Below are 15,614 nucleotides of genomic sequence, written 5' to 3'. Positions count from 1 at the left end.
ACTGAAGGGCAGTCATTGTGACTGACAAGATCGACAAGGGTCCGGCCGCAACCCCGCCGGCCGGACCCGGCGCCTCGGGAACCCCGTACGAGGCGATCAAGGCAATTCCCGTACGGCACTACGGCCGCTGGATCAGCGGCGTCATCGTCGTCGCGCTCCTGGCCTGGCTCGTCTACGCCTTCTCCCAGGGCAACGTCATCTGGGCGACGGTCGGCGACAAGCTGTTCGACCCGGCCGTTCTGAGCGGCCTGTGGAACACGGTGCTCATCAGCGTCGCGGCCATGGCGCTGGGCCTCGTGCTCGGCATCGTCTTCGCGGTGATGCGCCTCTCGAACAACCCGGTGACCAGCGCCGTCTCCTGGCTCTACATCTGGTTCTTCCGCGGCACTCCGGTGTACGTCCAGCTACTGGTGTGGTTCAACCTGTCGCTGATCTTCGAGTACATCAACCTCGGACCGATCTACAAGAACTACACCGTCGCCGTCATGACCCCGTTCATGGTCGCCCTGCTGGGGCTGGGCCTGAACGAGGGCGCCTACATGGCGGAGATCGTCCGGGCCGGCATCCAGTCCGTCGACGAGGGCCAGACCGAAGCCTCGCACGCGCTCGGCATGCCCCAGACGAAGACCATGCGCCGGATCGTGCTGCCGCAGGCGATGCGGGTGATCATCCCGCCGACCGGCAACGAGTTCATCAACATGCTGAAAACCTCCTCACTGGTCTCGGCCGTGCAATACACGGAACTCCTACGGGCCTCGTCGAACATCGGCAACACCGCCGGTGCCATCATGGAGATGCTGTTCGTGGCATCCATCTGGTACCTGGCCCTGACCAGCGTGTTCAGCGTCGGCCAGTACTACCTGGAGCGCCGCTTCGCCCGAGGTTCCACGCGGAGCCTGCCGCCGACGCCCTTCCAGCGCCTGCGTGCCAACCTCAACATGTTCCGCCGTACGGAGGTCGCGCGATGACCGCCCAGCCGATGGTCAAGGCAGAAGGCGTCCACAAGTCGTACGGCGCCGCCCACATCCTCCGGGGCATCGACCTCGAAGTCGCCCCGCGCGAGGTCTTCTGCCTGGTCGGCCCGTCCGGCTCCGGCAAGTCGACCTTCCTGCGCTGCATCAACCACCTGGAGCGCATCAACTCCGGGCGGCTCTCGGTGGACGGGCAGCTGGTGGGCTACCGCCAGAAGGGCGACAAGCTCTACGAGCTGAAGGACAGCGAGGTCGCGGCGCAGCGCCGCGAGATCGGCATGGTCTTCCAGCGCTTCAACCTGTTCCCGCACATGACGGCCATCGAGAACGTCATGGAGGCCCCCGTCCAGGTCAAGGGCGAGAGCAAGGCGGTGGCGCGCGAGCGCGCCGTCAAGCTGCTCGACCGCGTCGGCCTCGGCGACAAGGGCGGGAACTACCCCTCGCAGCTCTCCGGCGGCCAGCAGCAGCGGGTGGCGATCGCCCGCGCGCTGGCGATGGAGCCCAAGCTGATGCTCTTCGACGAGCCCACCTCGGCGCTCGACCCGGAGCTCGTCGGCGACGTTCTGGACGTCATGCGGGACCTGGCCGAATCGGGCATGACCATGATCGTGGTGACCCACGAGATGGGCTTCGCCCGCGAGGTCGGCGACAACCTCGTCTTCATGGACGGCGGTGTGGTGGTCGAGTCCGGCCACCCGCGCGAGGTCCTGGGCAACCCGCAGCACGACCGGACGAAGGCGTTCCTGTCCAAGGTGCTGTAGCCGCTGCGGCGGCTGACTCGCCCGTGAAAGGGGCGGTACGGATTCCCGTACCGCCCCTTTCGCGTTGCCGGGCGGCGACTCGGGAACCGTGGGCGGTCGCGGTCCGTAATACTTCCCGTACCGCACGCGAGACCGAGCCGGCCGGTGCCCCTCGCCGCGCTCACGAGCCCCTCCAGCCGTAATACCCTTGTAGCTGCCGCAGGCGTTACAGGGATATCATCCGCAGCCGTAAGGACTACAAGTGGAACTGGCCCAGTACTCGGACTACGCCGTGCGCCTGGTCAACACCGAGGAGCCGGCCCGCAACAAGGACTCCCTCACCTCCGTCGACGCCGTGCGCGCCCTCTTCGGCGCCGGGGTGCAGGCCGCACGCCGGGTCACCGACGCCGACGTGACGCGCTTCCGCAACGTGCGCGGCCGACTGCGCGCCGTCTTCGAGGCAGCCGACGGCGGCGACCACGTGCTCGCCGTCGACCTGCTGAACTCCCTGCTCATGGAGTTCCCGGTCAGCCCGCAGGTGACCGGCCACGACTCGATCGGCGAGGACGGCCGCCCCCACTGGCACATCCACCTCGCCGACCACCCCTCGAACGCTTCCGCCGGATACGCGGCGCTCGCCTCGTTCGGGCTGGCCTTCCACCTCACCGAGCACGGCCCCGACCGCCTCGGCCTGTGCCAGGCGCCGCCCTGCCGCAACGCCTACCTCGACACCTCCACCAACCGGTCCCGGCGCTACTGCTCCGACCGCTGCGCCACCCGGGCGAACGTGGCGGCCTACCGGGCCCGCAAGCGGCTCGAGGCCGAGGAGTCGGCCCGCAGCGGCCGCAGGGCCGAAGCCCCCCAGGACAGCCACGCCCTCAGCGAACGCTGACCCCAGGGCAGCGGCCGCAGTCGCAGCACGGCCGTCGCCAGCACCAGTTCCTCGGGCACCGTCCCGTAGTCGGTGCTGTCGCCGGTCGTGTTGTACGGGTTGTCGCCCAGCACCCACCAGCCGCCCGGCCGCCGCTCCACCGCCCGCTTCACCACCAGCAGGTCCTGCTGGAAGGGATGGCGCAGCACCACCACGGCCCCCGGGCGCACGACCGCCCCGTAGCGGACCAGCAGCCGGTCCCCGTGCAGCAGGGTCGGGACCATCGACGGCCCCGACACGTCGGCCAGCCCGAACCGGGTCTCCGGGCGCTTCTTCTCCACCATGTACGACCTCCTCGTCCCTCCCGCATGCTGCCGCACGGCCCCGTACGTTCGCTCACCGCCGCCGGCACGAGGCTGGACTTTTGTCCGAAGCCCATGGGGCCGCCCGCGAATTCCGCTTTCCAAGCGAGTAATCTCGCCCTTGAGAAGACGATCACGAGGAGGACAAACTCCATGCTTTCCCGCCTCTTCGCCCCCAAGGCGAAGGTCTCCGCCCACTGTGACCTGCCGTGCGGCGTGTACGACCCGGCCCAGGCCCGCATCGAGGCCGAGTCCGTCAAGGCCGTTCAGGAGAAGTACCAGGCCAACGACGACGCCGACTTCCGCGCGCGCGCCATCACCATCAAGGAGCAGCGCGCCGAGCTGGCCAAGCACCACGTCTCGGTGCTGTGGAGCGACTACTTCAAGCCGCCGCACTTCGAGAAGTACCCGCAGCTGCACACGCTGGTCAACGACACCCTGAAGGCCCTCTCGGCCGCCAAGGCGTCGAACGACCCGGCGACCGGCCAGAAGGCCCTCGAACTCATCGCCGAGATCGACCGCATCTTCTGGGAGACCAAGGCCGCCTGATCCGCGCCCGAGGGATCTTGCTGCGTTGCTGGTCAGAGCGCAGATGACAACGGCCCGACCGCTTCACGCGGCCGGGCCGTTGGTTTCTCCCGAGCCGTTCGGAAAGCGCGGAAGACGAACTCGAACCGTGCGTCTACACCGTGTGAAAAAACGATTTCGAGCGTTCTCGATCACACAGAACCGGCCCCCCCCTACCCTGTCAGTGACGAGCTGCAAGGAGAGGGGCAAGGCTGCTATGTCTACGGACGCTACCCCGGACCCGCTGGTGTTCGGTCAAAGACTCCAGATCCTCCGTACCAGGCGCGGCCTCACCCAGGACCAGCTTGGCGGCCTCGTCGGGCGTTCCGGCTCATGGGTCAGAGCCCTTGAATCCGGCCGATTGAAGACGCCGAAGCTGGATGTGATCCTTCGCTTCGCCGAGGTGCTCCGCATCCGGGAGCTGGCCGACCTCACGGGGGACCAGTCCAAGCGCGCCAACCTGTTCGCCGGCCCGGGCCACCCCCGGTTCGCCGCCGTCCGTGAAGCCCTCAACACACTCCAGCTCGGCGCCGGCCGGGAAGCGCCGAGTCCCGCGCATCTCACCGCCCGCCTGGCCCGAGCGTGGTCGGCCCGGCACGCCGCGCCCCGCCACCGAGACGTGATCGGAGCGCTCCTCCCCGACCTGATCTATGACGCCCAGGCAGCCGTACGGCAGTCCGGGACGGTCGCGGACCGCAAGGCCGCACAGGCCCGCCTGGCGGAGGTCTACTTCCTGGCACAGTTCTTCTGCGCCTACCAGCCGGACGCGCCGCTCGTCTGGCGGGTAGCCGAGCGCGGCATGGTGGCCGCGCAGGACTCCGAAGACCCGCACACGATCGGCCTCGCCGCTTGGTTGACCACGCAGGCCCACCGTGAAAGCACCCACCTGGACGCGGCGGACGCCGTCACCCTGGAAACTCTCCGATACCTGGAGCCGCTCCTCCCGGACGCCGACGCCGACGTGCGTGCCGTGGCAGGCGCGCTTACGGTCGAAGCCGGTCTCACGGCTGCCCGACGCGGCGAGACCGGCACGGCGTGGCGGTACTGGGACGAAGCACGCCGCCTGGCCGAGACGCTGCCCGGCTCGTACTTCCACCCGGTCACCTCGTTCTGCCAGGCGGTCATGGGCGCTCACGCGGTCACCGTCGCGGTGGAGCTGCACGCAGGCCGGGAGTCCACACGGCAGGCGGCTCGTGCGGAGGCAGAGGCCATTCCGTCGCGGCCACGCCGGGCCCGGCACCGAATCGAGCAGGCACGCGCCTACCACCTGGACGGCCAACCCGACGTTGCCCTGGCGACGCTGGCGCAGGCCAACGAGACGGCCCCCGAAACCGTCCAGTACAACGGCCACGCGCGCCGCATCATCCTTGAAGAGCTGGAGGCCAAGGGCCCACAGCGACGGCGGCGCGCCTCCGAACTCTCGGCTCGTCTTGGCCTGCTGACTACCTGAAAGGCAACCGCACGATCTGTGCGGTTCTCGACTGCCGGCGCCCCTACCGTCGTCTCACCATCCGCTGACGAGGGTAAGGAGGGCGCCTTGACCATGCGCACGATGACGGAGTGGTTGGCCGGGAGCGACGGGCGGCCCGAAAGGGTTCATGCCGCGTGGCGGAAGCAGGGCGTCGCTCTCCTTCCCATCGGGAGCCGGTTCGACGTCATCCGGCTCCCGGAACCGCTCGTACAAGCGGCGGTCGAGACGGTCGGGCTCGGCCACAGCCACACCGACTTCGCTCTCGGGGAACGCCTCGACGGGCCCGTCATCCACGACGGCCGTGGGCGGAACTACTACCCGCTCGTCCCGCCCGGAACGGTCCACGGGTGGCGCTCCTGTGCCCCGGGCGTCGAGTGCCTCGGACGTGGCACGCACGTCGGGATTCCGGCCCCGGACCTCTTCGCGTACGACCCTACGCACCCGGTTTACTGGGCGGCCATCGGGCCGATGCCGGGCTACTGCGATCCGTCGTCGTTGGCGCTGCTCGTACGCGTCGGAGCCGCCCGGCTCGCAGAAGCCGAAGCGGCTGTCGTCAGCGCTCAGGAGACGCAGTGACGCCCTCCCACGGGGACGAGTCGTCGACCCCGGCGGTCGCGGAGTCCGACCACCACCCCGGCGGTGCGTGCTCACAGACACACGTGCGCTGTGGCTGTGGCCTGCCGGCGCCCATCGCCGTCAGGTACGGCGGCCCCATGGCCGACTGTCGGCGCTGCTCCTACGCGTGGGCCGTCCACCACGACCCCGAGCTGTGCTGGCTCCGCAGCGACTTCTTCGACGGTCACCCGGACGCGGAGGCGCTCCTCGCCGTTCGGGTACGTGAGGCGGCGCCGCTGCTCATCGCCGCGTGCGTCGCCCTCGGCGGCATCGTCGACACCCTCTGACCGCGTCTCGGCAGGGGCCCGCCGGGCCGTCTCTTACTCGTCGTCGTCCTCGGCGTCGTCGAGGCGCGCCAGCCAGGTCGCCAGGCGTTCCACCGGGACCTCGAAGTCCGGGTTCAGGTCGACGAAGGTGCGGAGCTGCTCGGCGAGCCACTCGAAGGTGACCTCCTCCTCGCCGCGCCGCTTCTCCAGCTCCTCGATGCCGCGATCGGTGAAGTACAAGTCCGGCTCCGTGTGCGTGGTGACGTGGTGACGTCATGGGGTGTTTCCCGCCAGGATAATCCGCGTCCCACGGACACCTCCCGTCCTCCCCGTCCCGGGCACTAGCCTGGACCGTCTCGACCTGAGGGGGACAGGGATGCCGGACGGGCGCACGGGCGGCTCCGCGCACGCCTTCGAGCTTCTGGAACCCCTCGTCAAAGCTGCCACCGTGCGCGTCCACGCGCCCGCGGACGGGTATGGAAACCCTGGGACCGGTCCGACCTGGGGGAGCGGTTTCTTCATCGCCCCCGGCTGGGTCCTCACGTGCGCGCACGTGGTCGGCGAAGGGGGTGCTGCGGTGCGTCTGGTGGGCCGGGAGGTCGGCATCACCTTCTCCGTCGCCGGCTTCCCCGGCGAAGCGGGAGGCACCGGGACGGTCGCCGGGCGCGTGGAGTGCGTGCTGCCCGAGCGGCTGGAGGAGCGCCGGCCCGCCCCGCGCGCCCTGTGGGACCTGCCCGACCTCGCGCTGGTACGGGTCCTCGCGCCCGTCTCGCACGCCTGCGTCTGGCTGACGGACCGGGCCGGCCCCCGGCTCGACGACGCCGCCTACTTCGGCGTCACCGAGGACCTCGGGGTACGGGAGATCACCGGCCGGACCACGCGGCTGCGCGGCACCGCCGCGAACGGCGCGGCCATCCGTCTCGGTGACGACGACGAGATCGAGCCCGGCATGTCGGGCGGCCCCCTGGTGGACCTGGCGCGCGGCGAGGTCATCGGGATCGTCAAGGCCCGCCGACAGGCGGGCGGCGGGGGGATCGCCGTGTCGGTGGCGCAGTTGCGGACCCTGCCGACCGGCACGACCGGGCAGGTCGGCCTGTACCGGCGGGTGATGCAGGGCCACGACCTGTACCACTACGACCAACACGTCAGCGATCTCGACAGCCGCCGCACCTGGACCGACGTGCACGCCGAGCTGCCTTCGGACGAGGACGACGCCACCGGCGGCCCCGAGCGTCCCACCCGGCTCAGCCGTCTCAGCCGGCTCACCCCGGCTGAGCGCACCACCCTGTGCGGGCTGCTCGCCGAACTGCCGCCGCCCGGCTCCTCCGAGATCGTCCGTGCCCTCGCCGAGGCGGCCCGCGGCGAGGAACCCGACACCGGCTTACCGGCCCCGCTGACCTGGCGCGACGGGTTGGGCCTGCTGCACGACCCGCCGTCCGCGGGCGGTGAGGCCGCCGCGATGCTCCGCTACGCCACCGACGTCAGCGTCGCCGACCACCGCGAGCCGCCGTCACCCGGCGCGGACGAGGAACTCTGGGACTGGGTACGGGCGACCGCCGCCCGGCTCTGGCGCCCGCTGCGCCGCGAACTGGGCGAGCGCTACGAGCGCGGCCTCGCGGAACGCGAACGGCGCCGGCGCGCCGGCGCCGGGCGGCAGGCGCACGGCCCCTTCCGGCGGGTCGCGGGAGCGCCCCCGGGCCCGTCGGTGCTGCTGGAGACCTGGGCGCACGTCTGGGAGGACGTCTACGACTGGCGGGTCTCCGTGCTGGCCGGCCCGGCCCGGCCGGGCGACGCCACCCCGGTGGCCTCCGGCAACCGGGTCACCCTGGCGGCCCTGCCCGAGGCGGTGCGGGCGCCGCTCGCCGAGGGGTTCCGGCGGTGCGACACCCACGAGGCGGCCGCACTGCTGGAAGTGGTGGTGGCCGAGGAACTGTTCGGGCTGCCGGTCGACGAGTGGACGGTGTCGGGCGGGGTCCCGGTCGGCGTGCAGCGGCCCGTCGTGCTGCGCTACCCGGGCGGCGACCCGCCCGCCGACGCCGCCGAGCGGTGGGCGCGGGTGCAGGCGGGCCCGCTGCTGGGCCGGCGGGCCGACTGCTCGCGCGGTCGCAAGTGGCGCCCGGCGCCCGGCTGGCTGGCCGGCCTGGTGGACCACACGCTGCCGGTGCTGTGCCGGGCGGCGGCGGAAGACCCGACGCGCGCGGTACTGCGGGAGGCGCGGGACGCCGGCTACGGGGTGGTGGTGTGCCGGCGGCCCCCCGCCGACCCCAGGACGTCCTGCGAGCCCTTCCACCGCGGCCTGCGCGAGGAACTGGCCGAGGCGGGCAGGGGAGCGGCACTGCCCGCCCGGCTCCAGGCGCTGCGGGGGCGGGCGTACGCGGCCGACCCGGACGCCTACTGGGCGATCGGGACGGCGCTGCTGTGGCAGGACCCGCAGCGACCGCTCCCGGAGGACGAACCACTGCAGGGGGACCTGTGAGGGGCCGGCGGCCGGACACCGCCGGATCGACGGGAGGGGCACGCACATGACCGAGGAGTGGCTCATCTACCGGGGCGTCGGAGAGCCCCACGACGGGATCGACGCCCTGCCGGACCCGCCGCCCTGGCGGGACTTCGACGGCGGCCCCGTCGAGGACGGCCCCGCCGCCGCGGGCCCGGCCGACGGGAACGTGGCCCGCCGGCTCGGCGCGCACCGGCAGGCCGCCGAGTTGCACCGCCCCGAGCCCGAGGAACTGGAGGCCATCAACGCCGCCCTGTACCTGCGGCGGCCGTTGCTGGTCACCGGCTATCCCGGGACCGGGAAGTCCACCCTCGCGCACGCCGTCGCCCACGAACTGGGACTCGGCCGCGTCCTGCGCTGGCCGGTCGTGTCGCGCACCGTGCTCCAGGAGGGCCTGTACCGCTACGACGCCATCGCCCGGCTCCAGGACGTACAGATCGCCGCCAGTGGCGGGACGGCCGCCGGCGGGGTGCCCGGGATCGGCAAGTACATCCGGCTCGGACCGCTGGGGACGGCGCTGCTGCCCACCACGCGTCCCCGGGTGCTGCTCATCGACGAACTCGACAAGAGCGACATCGATCTGCCCAACGACCTCCTGAACGTCCTGGAGGAAGGGGAGTTCACCCTGCCCGAGCTGGAACGGGTCGCGGACTCCGAACCCGAGGTGCGGGTCCTCACCGACGACGGGACGAAGGTGACCGTGCGGGACGGGCACGTGCGCTGCCGGGCCTTCCCGTTCATCATCCTGACCAGCAACGGCGAACGGGACTTCCCGGCCGCGCTGCTCAGGCGGTGCATCCAGCTCAAGCTCGGACAGCCCGGCGAGAAACGGCTCGCCACCATGGTGCGGGCCCACCTGGGGGAGGAGGCCGCGCAACTCGGCGCCGAGCTGATCCGCGAGTTCCTCAGCCGCTCCCAGTCCGAGCTGGTCGCCGCCGACCAACTGCTCAACGCCATCTACCTCACCCACTACGCCGCCCCGCCCACCCGGGAAGACCTCGCCGACCTGCTCATCCAACGCCTCGACCGGCCGAGGTGACACCCGTGCCGGCCGCCGACCCCGTCCGGGACCTCGTCACGCTGCTGCGCGGCGCGGGGCTCGACCCGACCGCCGAGGAACTCGCCGACGCGCTGTGGCTCGCCGGGCGCACCGGCGCGCCGGCCGGGGCGCCGGGAGCCGGGGACGACCCGGCCCGGGAGCCGGTGTCCGGGCCGGGGAGGCGGCAGGACGCGGCGCGGGAGGCCCCGCGCGCGGACGGACCCGTACGGGAGGAACCCGCGCCGGAGGACCCGGTCCGGCTGTACGCCACGAGAACGGCCGGGGCGGCCGACGCCGACGCGGACCTCCCGGCCGGCGACGGGGTACCGGTACGGGTGCCCGGCGCGGCGGCGCTGCCCCGCATCCTGGAGATCCAGCGGGCCCTGCGCGCCCTCCAGCGGCACCGCCCGCCCGGACCGCCCACCCGGACCGTCCTCGACGAGGGCGCCACCGCCGAGGCCAGTGCCCGGGCCCTCGGGCTGGTCATCCCCGTGTTCCGGCCGGACAGCCGGCGCGAGGCGACCGTACGCCTGGTCATGGACGCGTCACCGTCGATGGCCGTGTGGCACGACCTGTTCGAGGAACTGCGCTCCGTGTGCGAACGGTTGGGGGCCTTCCGTGACGTCCAGGTCGCCTACCTGCACCGCTTGGCGGACGGCAGCGCCGTCGTCGGCCGGGGTCCGCGCCCCGCCGCCGGGGTCCGCTCCGGCGAACAACTGCGCGACCCCACCGGCCGGACGCTGACCATGGTGGTCTCCGACTGCGCCGGGCCCGTGTGGCGCGAGGGGCGGGCGCAGCGGCTGCTGTACCGGTGGGCCGAGTGCACCCCCTGCGTGGTGGTGCAACCGCTGCCGCAGCGCCTGTGGAGCCGGAGCAGGCTGCCGACCGAGCGCGGGGTGCTCTCCCGTACCGAGGCCGGCCCGCGGAAGCTGGAGTTCCGCCCGGACCGGCCGGCCCGCAGTGGCCGGCCCACCGGAGGACTGACCGTGCCCGTCCTGCCGCCGAACGCCGGCGCGCTCGGCGCCTGGGCCCGGCTCGTCGCCGGGCTCGGCACCGGCCCGGTGCCGGCCGAGGTCGGGCGGGTCCTGGCCCGCCACCCGGCCGGGCCCGAGGCCCCGCCCCGGGCCGCGCGGCCGCCACGCGAACTGGTCCGCCGCTTCCGCTCCTCGGCCGCGCCCGGCGCGGTGCGACTCGCCCTGTACCTGGCGGCGGCCCCCCTCACGCTGCCCGTGATGAGGCTCGTACAGCGCACCATGCTCCCCGACTCGGAACCCTCCGACCTGGCGGAGGTCCTGCTGAGCGGGCTGCTGCGGCGCGCACCGGACGCCGGGTGGTACGAGTTCGTCCCCGGCGTGCAGGACGTACTGCTGGGGCCGCTCGGCCGGGACGAGGCGGCACTGGTGCTCAAGCACTGCTCCGCGTACGTACGCTCCCACTTCGGGCGCGGCGTACGGAACTTCCCCGCGCTCGCCGTCTCCGAGCTGACCGGCGCGCCCCTGGAGCCCGACGGCGAACGGGTACCCGCCGGGCGGCTCCCCCAAGCCTTCGCCCAGGTCTCGGCGAAGGTCGTCCGCCGCTACCTGCCCGGCCCGCCGCCCGACGGACCGGATGCCGAACCGCCGCTCGCCGCGCCCGCCCGGGAGCGGGCCGTACGGACGGCCAGGGCCCGGATCGCCGAGGGCGGCCGGGGCGGTCTGTACGAGGCCGTCACCCTGCTGCGCCGGGCCGTGGCGGCGCCCCCGGGTCCCACCGACCCGGCGGAGGAGGCCGAGGTCGAGCTCGCGGGCGCGCTGCTGCGGCTGTGGACCCTGCAACGCGACCCCGAGCTGCTGACCGAGGCGGAGCGGGCCGTGGCCGCACTGGGCACCCCGCGCGCCCGGGCGGCGCGGGGCCGGGTGCTGTACGAGCTGGCCCTGGCCGGGGACGCCCCGGACGCGCGGCTCCTGGAGGCCGCCGAGCGGGAGTTCGCGGCGGTCGGGGCAGCGGCCGGTCCGGAGTCCGGCGCGGACCGGGAGCTGCGGCTCGACTGCGTCGTGCGGCGGGCCCGCGCCCTGGTCCGGCTGGGCGAGCTGCGCGGCGACCCGGCGCCGCTGCGGGAGGCCCGGGCCGCGCTGGAGGCCGCCGGGGAGGACGAGCCCGGGGTCGGCCCGGCCCTCGGACGGGTCCTGCTCGCCCTGCTGCCCCACACCGCGGACCCGGCGCGACGCACCGCCCTGGCCGAACGGGCCGCGGACCGCCTGGAGGTGGACCCGGAGGCCGGCGCGGAGGACCGGGCCCGGGCGCGGGTGGAGCGGGCCACGGCGCTGCGGTACCTGCCGGCGCGGCTGGAGGAGGCGGCCGGGCAACTGGCCGAGGCCCTGCGGGAGGCGGAGGACGCCGCCGGGGAGCCCCGGCTGCGGCTCGCGGCGCTGGTGTGCCTCGCGCGGGTGCACCGGGCGCGGTACGCCCGGGACGCCGACCCGGCCGCCCTCGACGACGCGGCCGCGGCGTACGAACGCGCCCGCAGGCTGCTCTCCCGGGACGGGGACGCCTACGGGGAGCTGCTGCCCGAGTGGGGCGACGTCCTCCTGGACCGGGCCTCGGCCGCCCACCCCGACGGGCGGCGGTACGCGTCCACCGCCGTCCGGGTGCTGCGCGAGAGCCGGGCGGCGGTCCCGCAGTCGGACCCGGGTGCGGCCCGGCGGTTGCTGCGGCTGGCGGCCGGGTTGCGGCTGCGGCACTCCTACGACGGCGACCTGGTGGACCTGAGGGAGGCCGAACACCTGCTGGAGCTGGCCGCACGGCAGAGCCGCAGCCCGCTGGAGCAGGCGCGGGCCTGGCGGGAGCACGGGGACGTCCAGCAGGAGATCCACGCCCACACCCGGTCCGTGGACCGGCTCGACCGGGCCGCCGACTCCTACCGCAGGTCGTGGCGCGCGGCCCTGTCCGCGGGCGGCGACGACCTGGAGCGGGTCGCGGTGGAACTCGCCGCGCGGGTGCAGGAGCTGCGCGGCGAGGTGCTGGAGCGGCTGGAGCGGCCCAGAGGGGCCCTGGAGGCATACCGGGCGGCGTTGGAACTGTGGCTGCGGGCAGGCACCGGGGAGGCCCGTGCGGCCTGGGTGGGGGAGCGGATCCGCGCCTTGGAGGCGGGCCCGTGACCGGGCGGCGGTACCGCTCCCGCCCGCAGCGACCGTTTCCGGCGGGCGCGGGAAGGGAAAGGGCAGTGGACCATACGGGCAAGAGGGGGACGGACAGCACATGGTGACTCAGGATCAGCGGGTGCCGACGGCCGGGCGGGAGTGCGGCGGCGGGCGGTTGCCGGACCTGTCCGGACTGGATCTGGCCGAGTTGCGCGGGATCGGGCACCCGGTGCTCGCCCAGGTGATCGAGGGCCTGGTCGAGCGGGTCACGCACCCCGCCGAGATACTCAACGCCTTCGACTCGGGGGTGGTGTGAGCGGGTGGGGTTGACCACTTTCCGCCGTTAGTCCGGCTCGTCCGCAGGGCAGGGATGGACCGTCCGCCGGGGAACCGGGCAGCTCCGGGGAGCGGGCCGCCTCCGGGGAGGCGGCGGGGAGGGGAGGCGCAGGCCGATGACGCAAGCGATCACGAGCGACGCCGTGCTGCCCGCGCACCGGCCGCCGCCCGACGCACCGCGAACGGCGGGGCGCGGGGACGGGGTGGCGGACGCCCGCCCGGCGGGGGCCGACGCCGGCGACCCGCACGCGCTCCACGCGCCCTGGCCGCACACCCGGCTCGACGTCGCCGCCCTGCGCGCCGCCGGCCACCGCCCCTCGCCCGTACGCCAATTCGTCCTCAAGACGCACAGCCGCTGCAACCTCGCCTGCACCTACTGCTACGTCTACGAGATGGCCGACCAGTCCTGGCGCGAGCGCCCCGCCGTGATGTCCGCCGGCACCGTCCGCCGGGCCGCCCAGCGGATCGCCGAGCACGCGGACACCCACCGGCTGACCCGCGTCGACCTCGTCCTGCACGGCGGCGAGCCGCTGCTGACCGGCCCCGCCGCGCTCGCCGCGCCCGTCGAGGCGGTCCGCGCCGCCGTCGCCCCGGACACCCGGGTCACCGCGACCGTCCAGACCAACGCCACCCTGCTCACCCCCGGCCGGCTCGCCGCGCTGGCCGCCGCCGGCATCCGGGTCGGCGTCAGCCTCGACGGCGGACTGCCCGCGCACAACACCCGCCGCGCCGACCACGCCGGACGCCCCGGGTTCGGGGCCGCGGCGCGGGGACTGCGGCTGCTCGCCCGGCACCCCGAGAGCTACGCCGGCGTGCTCTGCGTCGTCGACCTCGCACAGGACCCCGTCGAGGTGTACGAGTCGCTCCTCGACTTCGCCCCGCCCGCCATCGGCCTGCTGCTGCCGCTGGCCAACTGGAGCGACCCGCCGCCCGGTCACGGCCCGCACGCCACCCCGTACGCCGACTGGCTGCTCGCCGTCTTCGAACGCTGGTGGCACGACGGGGAACGCCGCACCCGGGTACGGATCTTCGAGGAGATCATCGCCCTGCTGCTCGGACTGCCCACCGCCACCGAGACCCTGGGACTGGCCCCCGCCGGCACCGCCGTCATCGAGACCGACGGCAGCATCGAACAGGCCGACTCGCTGAAATCCGCCTACGAGGGCGCCGCCACGACCGGCCTGCACATCGACACCGACGGCTTCGACCGGCTCCTGGACCACCCCGGCTTCGCCGCCCGCCAGCTCGGACGCGACGCCCTGGCCGCCGCCTGCCGCTCCTGCGAACTCGTCGAGGTGTGCGGCGGCGGCCACTACCCGCACCGCTACCGCGCCGGCGAAGGGTTCCGTACGCCCTCCGTGTACTGCGCCGACCTCCAAGTCCTGATCCGGCACATCGCGCGGGCCCTGCACACCGCCGCCACCGGGCGGGCCGTCTCATGAGCGAAGCCCCGGCCGCCCTCGCCCCCTTCGCCGTCAGCGCCCCCACCCTGCGCGCCCTCGCCTCCACCGAACCCTCCCCGGAAGGCACCCGGCTCGTGCGCGACGTACGCCGCTCCAAGCGGCTGCTGCTGCTGCGCGCCGTACTCGACCGCGCCCCCGGCGCCGAGGCCGCCGAGCACTGGGCGCTGCTGGAGGAAGCCGAACGGCACGACCCCGACGCGGTACGGGACGTACTGCACTACCCCGCCACCGGTGTCTGGGCCGAGGAGACCCTGCGCCGGCTGCACGCGCCGGACGGGCCCCCCGCCGACCTCGGCCACCTCGGGGCGCTCGCCGCCGCCGCCGCGCTGCGCGCCGGGATCACCTTCAAGGTCACCCTGCGCCCCGCGAACGGCCGGCTGGTCCTGCCCACCCTCGGGCTGCTGCGCCCCGACCGGCCCGGCCCGCTCGCCGTCACCGAACGGTCCTGGTCCGGCGCCCCCGACCCGCTGCCGCTGCACGCCCTGCCCGACGGCCGTACCGCCCTCGACGACCTCGACCCCTACCGCGCCCCGGCCCGCGACGAACCCGCCCAAGTGCGCCCCGCCCGGCGGCTCACCCCCAAGGGCCACAAGCGCTGGGACACCCAGTGGTCCGGCGCCCTCACCCTGCTGCGCCGCTACGACTGCGCCCGCGCGGACGAGATCGGCCGGTTGCTGCGCTCGGTGGTCCCCCTGGCCGGCGGCTCCCGCTCCAGCGGCGCGACACTGCCCGCCGCCGCCGGGTCCGTACTGGCCCGGGCGCAGGCCCCGCCCGCCCTGGCCGCCACCCTGGTCCACGAGGTCCAGCACGGCAAGCTCACCGCCCTCGCCGACGTACTGACCCTGCACACCGCGGACCGCACGCCCCGCCACTGGGCCCCCTGGCGCAGCGACCCCCGACCGCTCGACGGGCTGCTGCACGGCGCGTACGCCCACCTGGCCCTCGCCGGATACTGGCAGCACGCCGCCCTCTACGGGGCGCGCGGCGCGTGGGCCCGGCACGCGCGGCTGCGCGCCCAGGTGGCGGCCGTCCTGCCCGCCATCCGCAGCCACCCCCAATTGACGTCCGGAGGAGCGGAGTTCGCCGACGCCATGGCCGCCGCCGAGCAGGCCATGGACGAACTCCCACCCCCCGGAGACCAGCACGCCACGGCCCGCCGGACCCTGGAACGCGAACGCCACGCCTGGTGCGAGAGGCACCCCGAACTCGCCGATTTCCCGGGGTGCTGAGGGGCTCTGACGGACCGTCCGTTGCGGTACCTTTTCAACCCCGTCCACCGCCCGGTTTCAGGGAGACG

The 15,614-nt window shown here is 74.0% G+C and carries 15 protein-coding genes; 13 read left to right on the top strand and 2 right to left on the bottom strand.

Features of this window, described 5'->3' with window-relative positions; translation table 11 throughout:
- Positions 1-17: 17 nt before the first annotated feature.
- The 3 genes from ACFVXJ_RS19710 (at position 18) to ACFVXJ_RS19700 (ending at position 2,603) form a co-directional block, all read left to right on the top strand.
- Positions 18-968: an amino acid ABC transporter permease gene (locus tag ACFVXJ_RS19710; protein ID WP_389663183.1), complete on the top strand. Its 951-nt coding sequence runs from the start codon at positions 18-20 to the stop codon at positions 966-968.
- Positions 965-1,732, top strand: coding sequence for an amino acid ABC transporter ATP-binding protein (locus tag ACFVXJ_RS19705; RefSeq protein ID WP_136215062.1), 768 nt, complete (start codon positions 965-967; stop codon positions 1,730-1,732). The genes ACFVXJ_RS19710 and ACFVXJ_RS19705 overlap by 4 nt, the downstream gene beginning before the upstream one ends.
- 241 nt (positions 1,733-1,973) lie before the next feature.
- Complete coding sequence (locus tag ACFVXJ_RS19700; RefSeq protein ID WP_389663181.1) at positions 1,974-2,603, top strand: CGNR zinc finger domain-containing protein; 630 nt, start codon at positions 1,974-1,976, stop codon at positions 2,601-2,603.
- Here the strand turns inward: ACFVXJ_RS19700 and sodX are convergent.
- Positions 2,507-2,926 carry a nickel-type superoxide dismutase maturation protease gene (gene sodX, locus ACFVXJ_RS19695; RefSeq protein WP_389663179.1) on the bottom strand — a complete coding sequence of 140 codons (420 nt, stop codon included), beginning with the start codon at positions 2,924-2,926 and terminating at the stop codon, positions 2,507-2,509. The two genes, ACFVXJ_RS19700 and sodX, sit on opposite strands and share 97 nt — an antisense overlap.
- A gap of 171 nt (positions 2,927-3,097) precedes the next feature.
- Between sodX and sodN the strand changes: the two genes are divergently transcribed.
- The 4 genes from sodN (at position 3,098) to ACFVXJ_RS19675 (ending at position 5,884) form a co-directional block, all read left to right on the top strand.
- Entirely contained in the window at positions 3,098-3,493 is a 396-nt protein-coding gene (sodN, locus tag ACFVXJ_RS19690; protein ID WP_136215065.1) for a superoxide dismutase, Ni, read from the top strand.
- Between the two features lie 235 nt (positions 3,494-3,728).
- On the top strand, positions 3,729-4,961 hold the full coding sequence (locus ACFVXJ_RS19685) for a helix-turn-helix domain-containing protein (RefSeq protein WP_389663177.1): 1,233 nt from the start codon (positions 3,729-3,731) through the stop codon (positions 4,959-4,961).
- An 87-nt stretch (positions 4,962-5,048) separates the two neighbouring features.
- Complete coding sequence (locus tag ACFVXJ_RS19680; RefSeq protein WP_389663176.1) at positions 5,049-5,558, top strand: hypothetical protein; 510 nt, start codon at positions 5,049-5,051, stop codon at positions 5,556-5,558.
- Positions 5,559-5,695: 137 nt separating this feature from the next.
- Positions 5,696-5,884: a hypothetical protein gene (locus ACFVXJ_RS19675; RefSeq protein WP_389663174.1), complete on the top strand. Its 189-nt coding sequence runs from the start codon at positions 5,696-5,698 to the stop codon at positions 5,882-5,884.
- A 33-nt stretch (positions 5,885-5,917) separates the two neighbouring features.
- Here ACFVXJ_RS19675 and ACFVXJ_RS19670 read toward each other — a convergent pair whose 3' ends face one another.
- Positions 5,918-6,103: a DUF6104 family protein gene (locus ACFVXJ_RS19670; RefSeq protein WP_361309586.1), complete on the bottom strand. Its 186-nt coding sequence runs from the start codon at positions 6,101-6,103 to the stop codon at positions 5,918-5,920.
- A gap of 136 nt (positions 6,104-6,239) precedes the next feature.
- On the opposite strand from ACFVXJ_RS19670, the gene ACFVXJ_RS19665 reads away from it, so the two are divergent.
- From ACFVXJ_RS19665 to ACFVXJ_RS19640, 6 genes are all read left to right on the top strand, one after another.
- On the top strand, positions 6,240-8,339 hold the full coding sequence (locus ACFVXJ_RS19665; RefSeq protein WP_389663172.1) for a trypsin-like peptidase domain-containing protein: 2,100 nt from the start codon (positions 6,240-6,242) through the stop codon (positions 8,337-8,339).
- Positions 8,340-8,385: 46 nt separating this feature from the next.
- Positions 8,386-9,399: an AAA family ATPase gene (locus tag ACFVXJ_RS19660; RefSeq protein ID WP_389663170.1), complete on the top strand. Its 1,014-nt coding sequence runs from the start codon at positions 8,386-8,388 to the stop codon at positions 9,397-9,399.
- 5 nt (positions 9,400-9,404) lie between these two features.
- Positions 9,405-12,536, top strand: coding sequence for an SAV_2336 N-terminal domain-related protein (locus ACFVXJ_RS19655; RefSeq protein ID WP_389663168.1), 3,132 nt, complete (start codon positions 9,405-9,407; stop codon positions 12,534-12,536).
- A 100-nt stretch (positions 12,537-12,636) separates the two neighbouring features.
- Positions 12,637-12,834 (top strand): FxSxx-COOH cyclophane-containing RiPP peptide, encoded by a 198-nt coding sequence (gene fxsA / locus ACFVXJ_RS19650; protein ID WP_361309576.1) that lies wholly within the window; start codon positions 12,637-12,639, stop codon positions 12,832-12,834.
- A gap of 136 nt (positions 12,835-12,970) precedes the next feature.
- Complete coding sequence (locus tag ACFVXJ_RS19645) at positions 12,971-14,296, top strand: FxsB family cyclophane-forming radical SAM/SPASM peptide maturase (RefSeq protein WP_389663166.1); 1,326 nt, start codon at positions 12,971-12,973, stop codon at positions 14,294-14,296.
- Complete coding sequence (locus ACFVXJ_RS19640) at positions 14,293-15,546, top strand: aKG-HExxH-type peptide beta-hydroxylase (protein WP_389663165.1); 1,254 nt, start codon at positions 14,293-14,295, stop codon at positions 15,544-15,546. Before ACFVXJ_RS19645 ends, ACFVXJ_RS19640 begins: the two co-directional genes overlap by 4 nt.
- Positions 15,547-15,614: the final 68 nt, after the last annotated feature.

The sequence above is a fragment of the Streptomyces sp. NPDC058279 genome, from assembly GCF_042881255.1.
Lineage (GTDB): Bacteria > Actinomycetota > Actinomycetes > Streptomycetales > Streptomycetaceae > Streptomyces.
The sequence above is the reverse complement of the archived record's forward strand: the minus strand, read 5'-3'. Positions and strand labels throughout refer to the sequence as shown.

Coding starts and splice junctions, on each gene's coding strand:
- ACFVXJ_RS19660 (WP_389663170.1), top strand. CDS start 8,386: ATGACCGAGGAGTGGCTCATCTACCGGGGCGTCGGAGAGCCCCACGAC.
- fxsA (WP_361309576.1), top strand. CDS start 12,637: ATGGTGACTCAGGATCAGCGGGTGCCGACGGCCGGGCGGGAGTGCGGC.
- ACFVXJ_RS19645 (WP_389663166.1), top strand. CDS start 12,971: ATGACGCAAGCGATCACGAGCGACGCCGTGCTGCCCGCGCACCGGCCG.
- sodX (WP_389663179.1), bottom strand. CDS start 2,926: ATGGTGGAGAAGAAGCGCCCGGAGACCCGGTTCGGGCTGGCCGACGTG.
- ACFVXJ_RS19640 (WP_389663165.1), top strand. CDS start 14,293: ATGAGCGAAGCCCCGGCCGCCCTCGCCCCCTTCGCCGTCAGCGCCCCC.
- ACFVXJ_RS19705 (WP_136215062.1), top strand. CDS start 965: ATGACCGCCCAGCCGATGGTCAAGGCAGAAGGCGTCCACAAGTCGTAC.
- ACFVXJ_RS19675 (WP_389663174.1), top strand. CDS start 5,696: ATGGCCGACTGTCGGCGCTGCTCCTACGCGTGGGCCGTCCACCACGAC.
- ACFVXJ_RS19685 (WP_389663177.1), top strand. CDS start 3,729: ATGTCTACGGACGCTACCCCGGACCCGCTGGTGTTCGGTCAAAGACTC.
- ACFVXJ_RS19665 (WP_389663172.1), top strand. CDS start 6,240: ATGCCGGACGGGCGCACGGGCGGCTCCGCGCACGCCTTCGAGCTTCTG.
- sodN (WP_136215065.1), top strand. CDS start 3,098: ATGCTTTCCCGCCTCTTCGCCCCCAAGGCGAAGGTCTCCGCCCACTGT.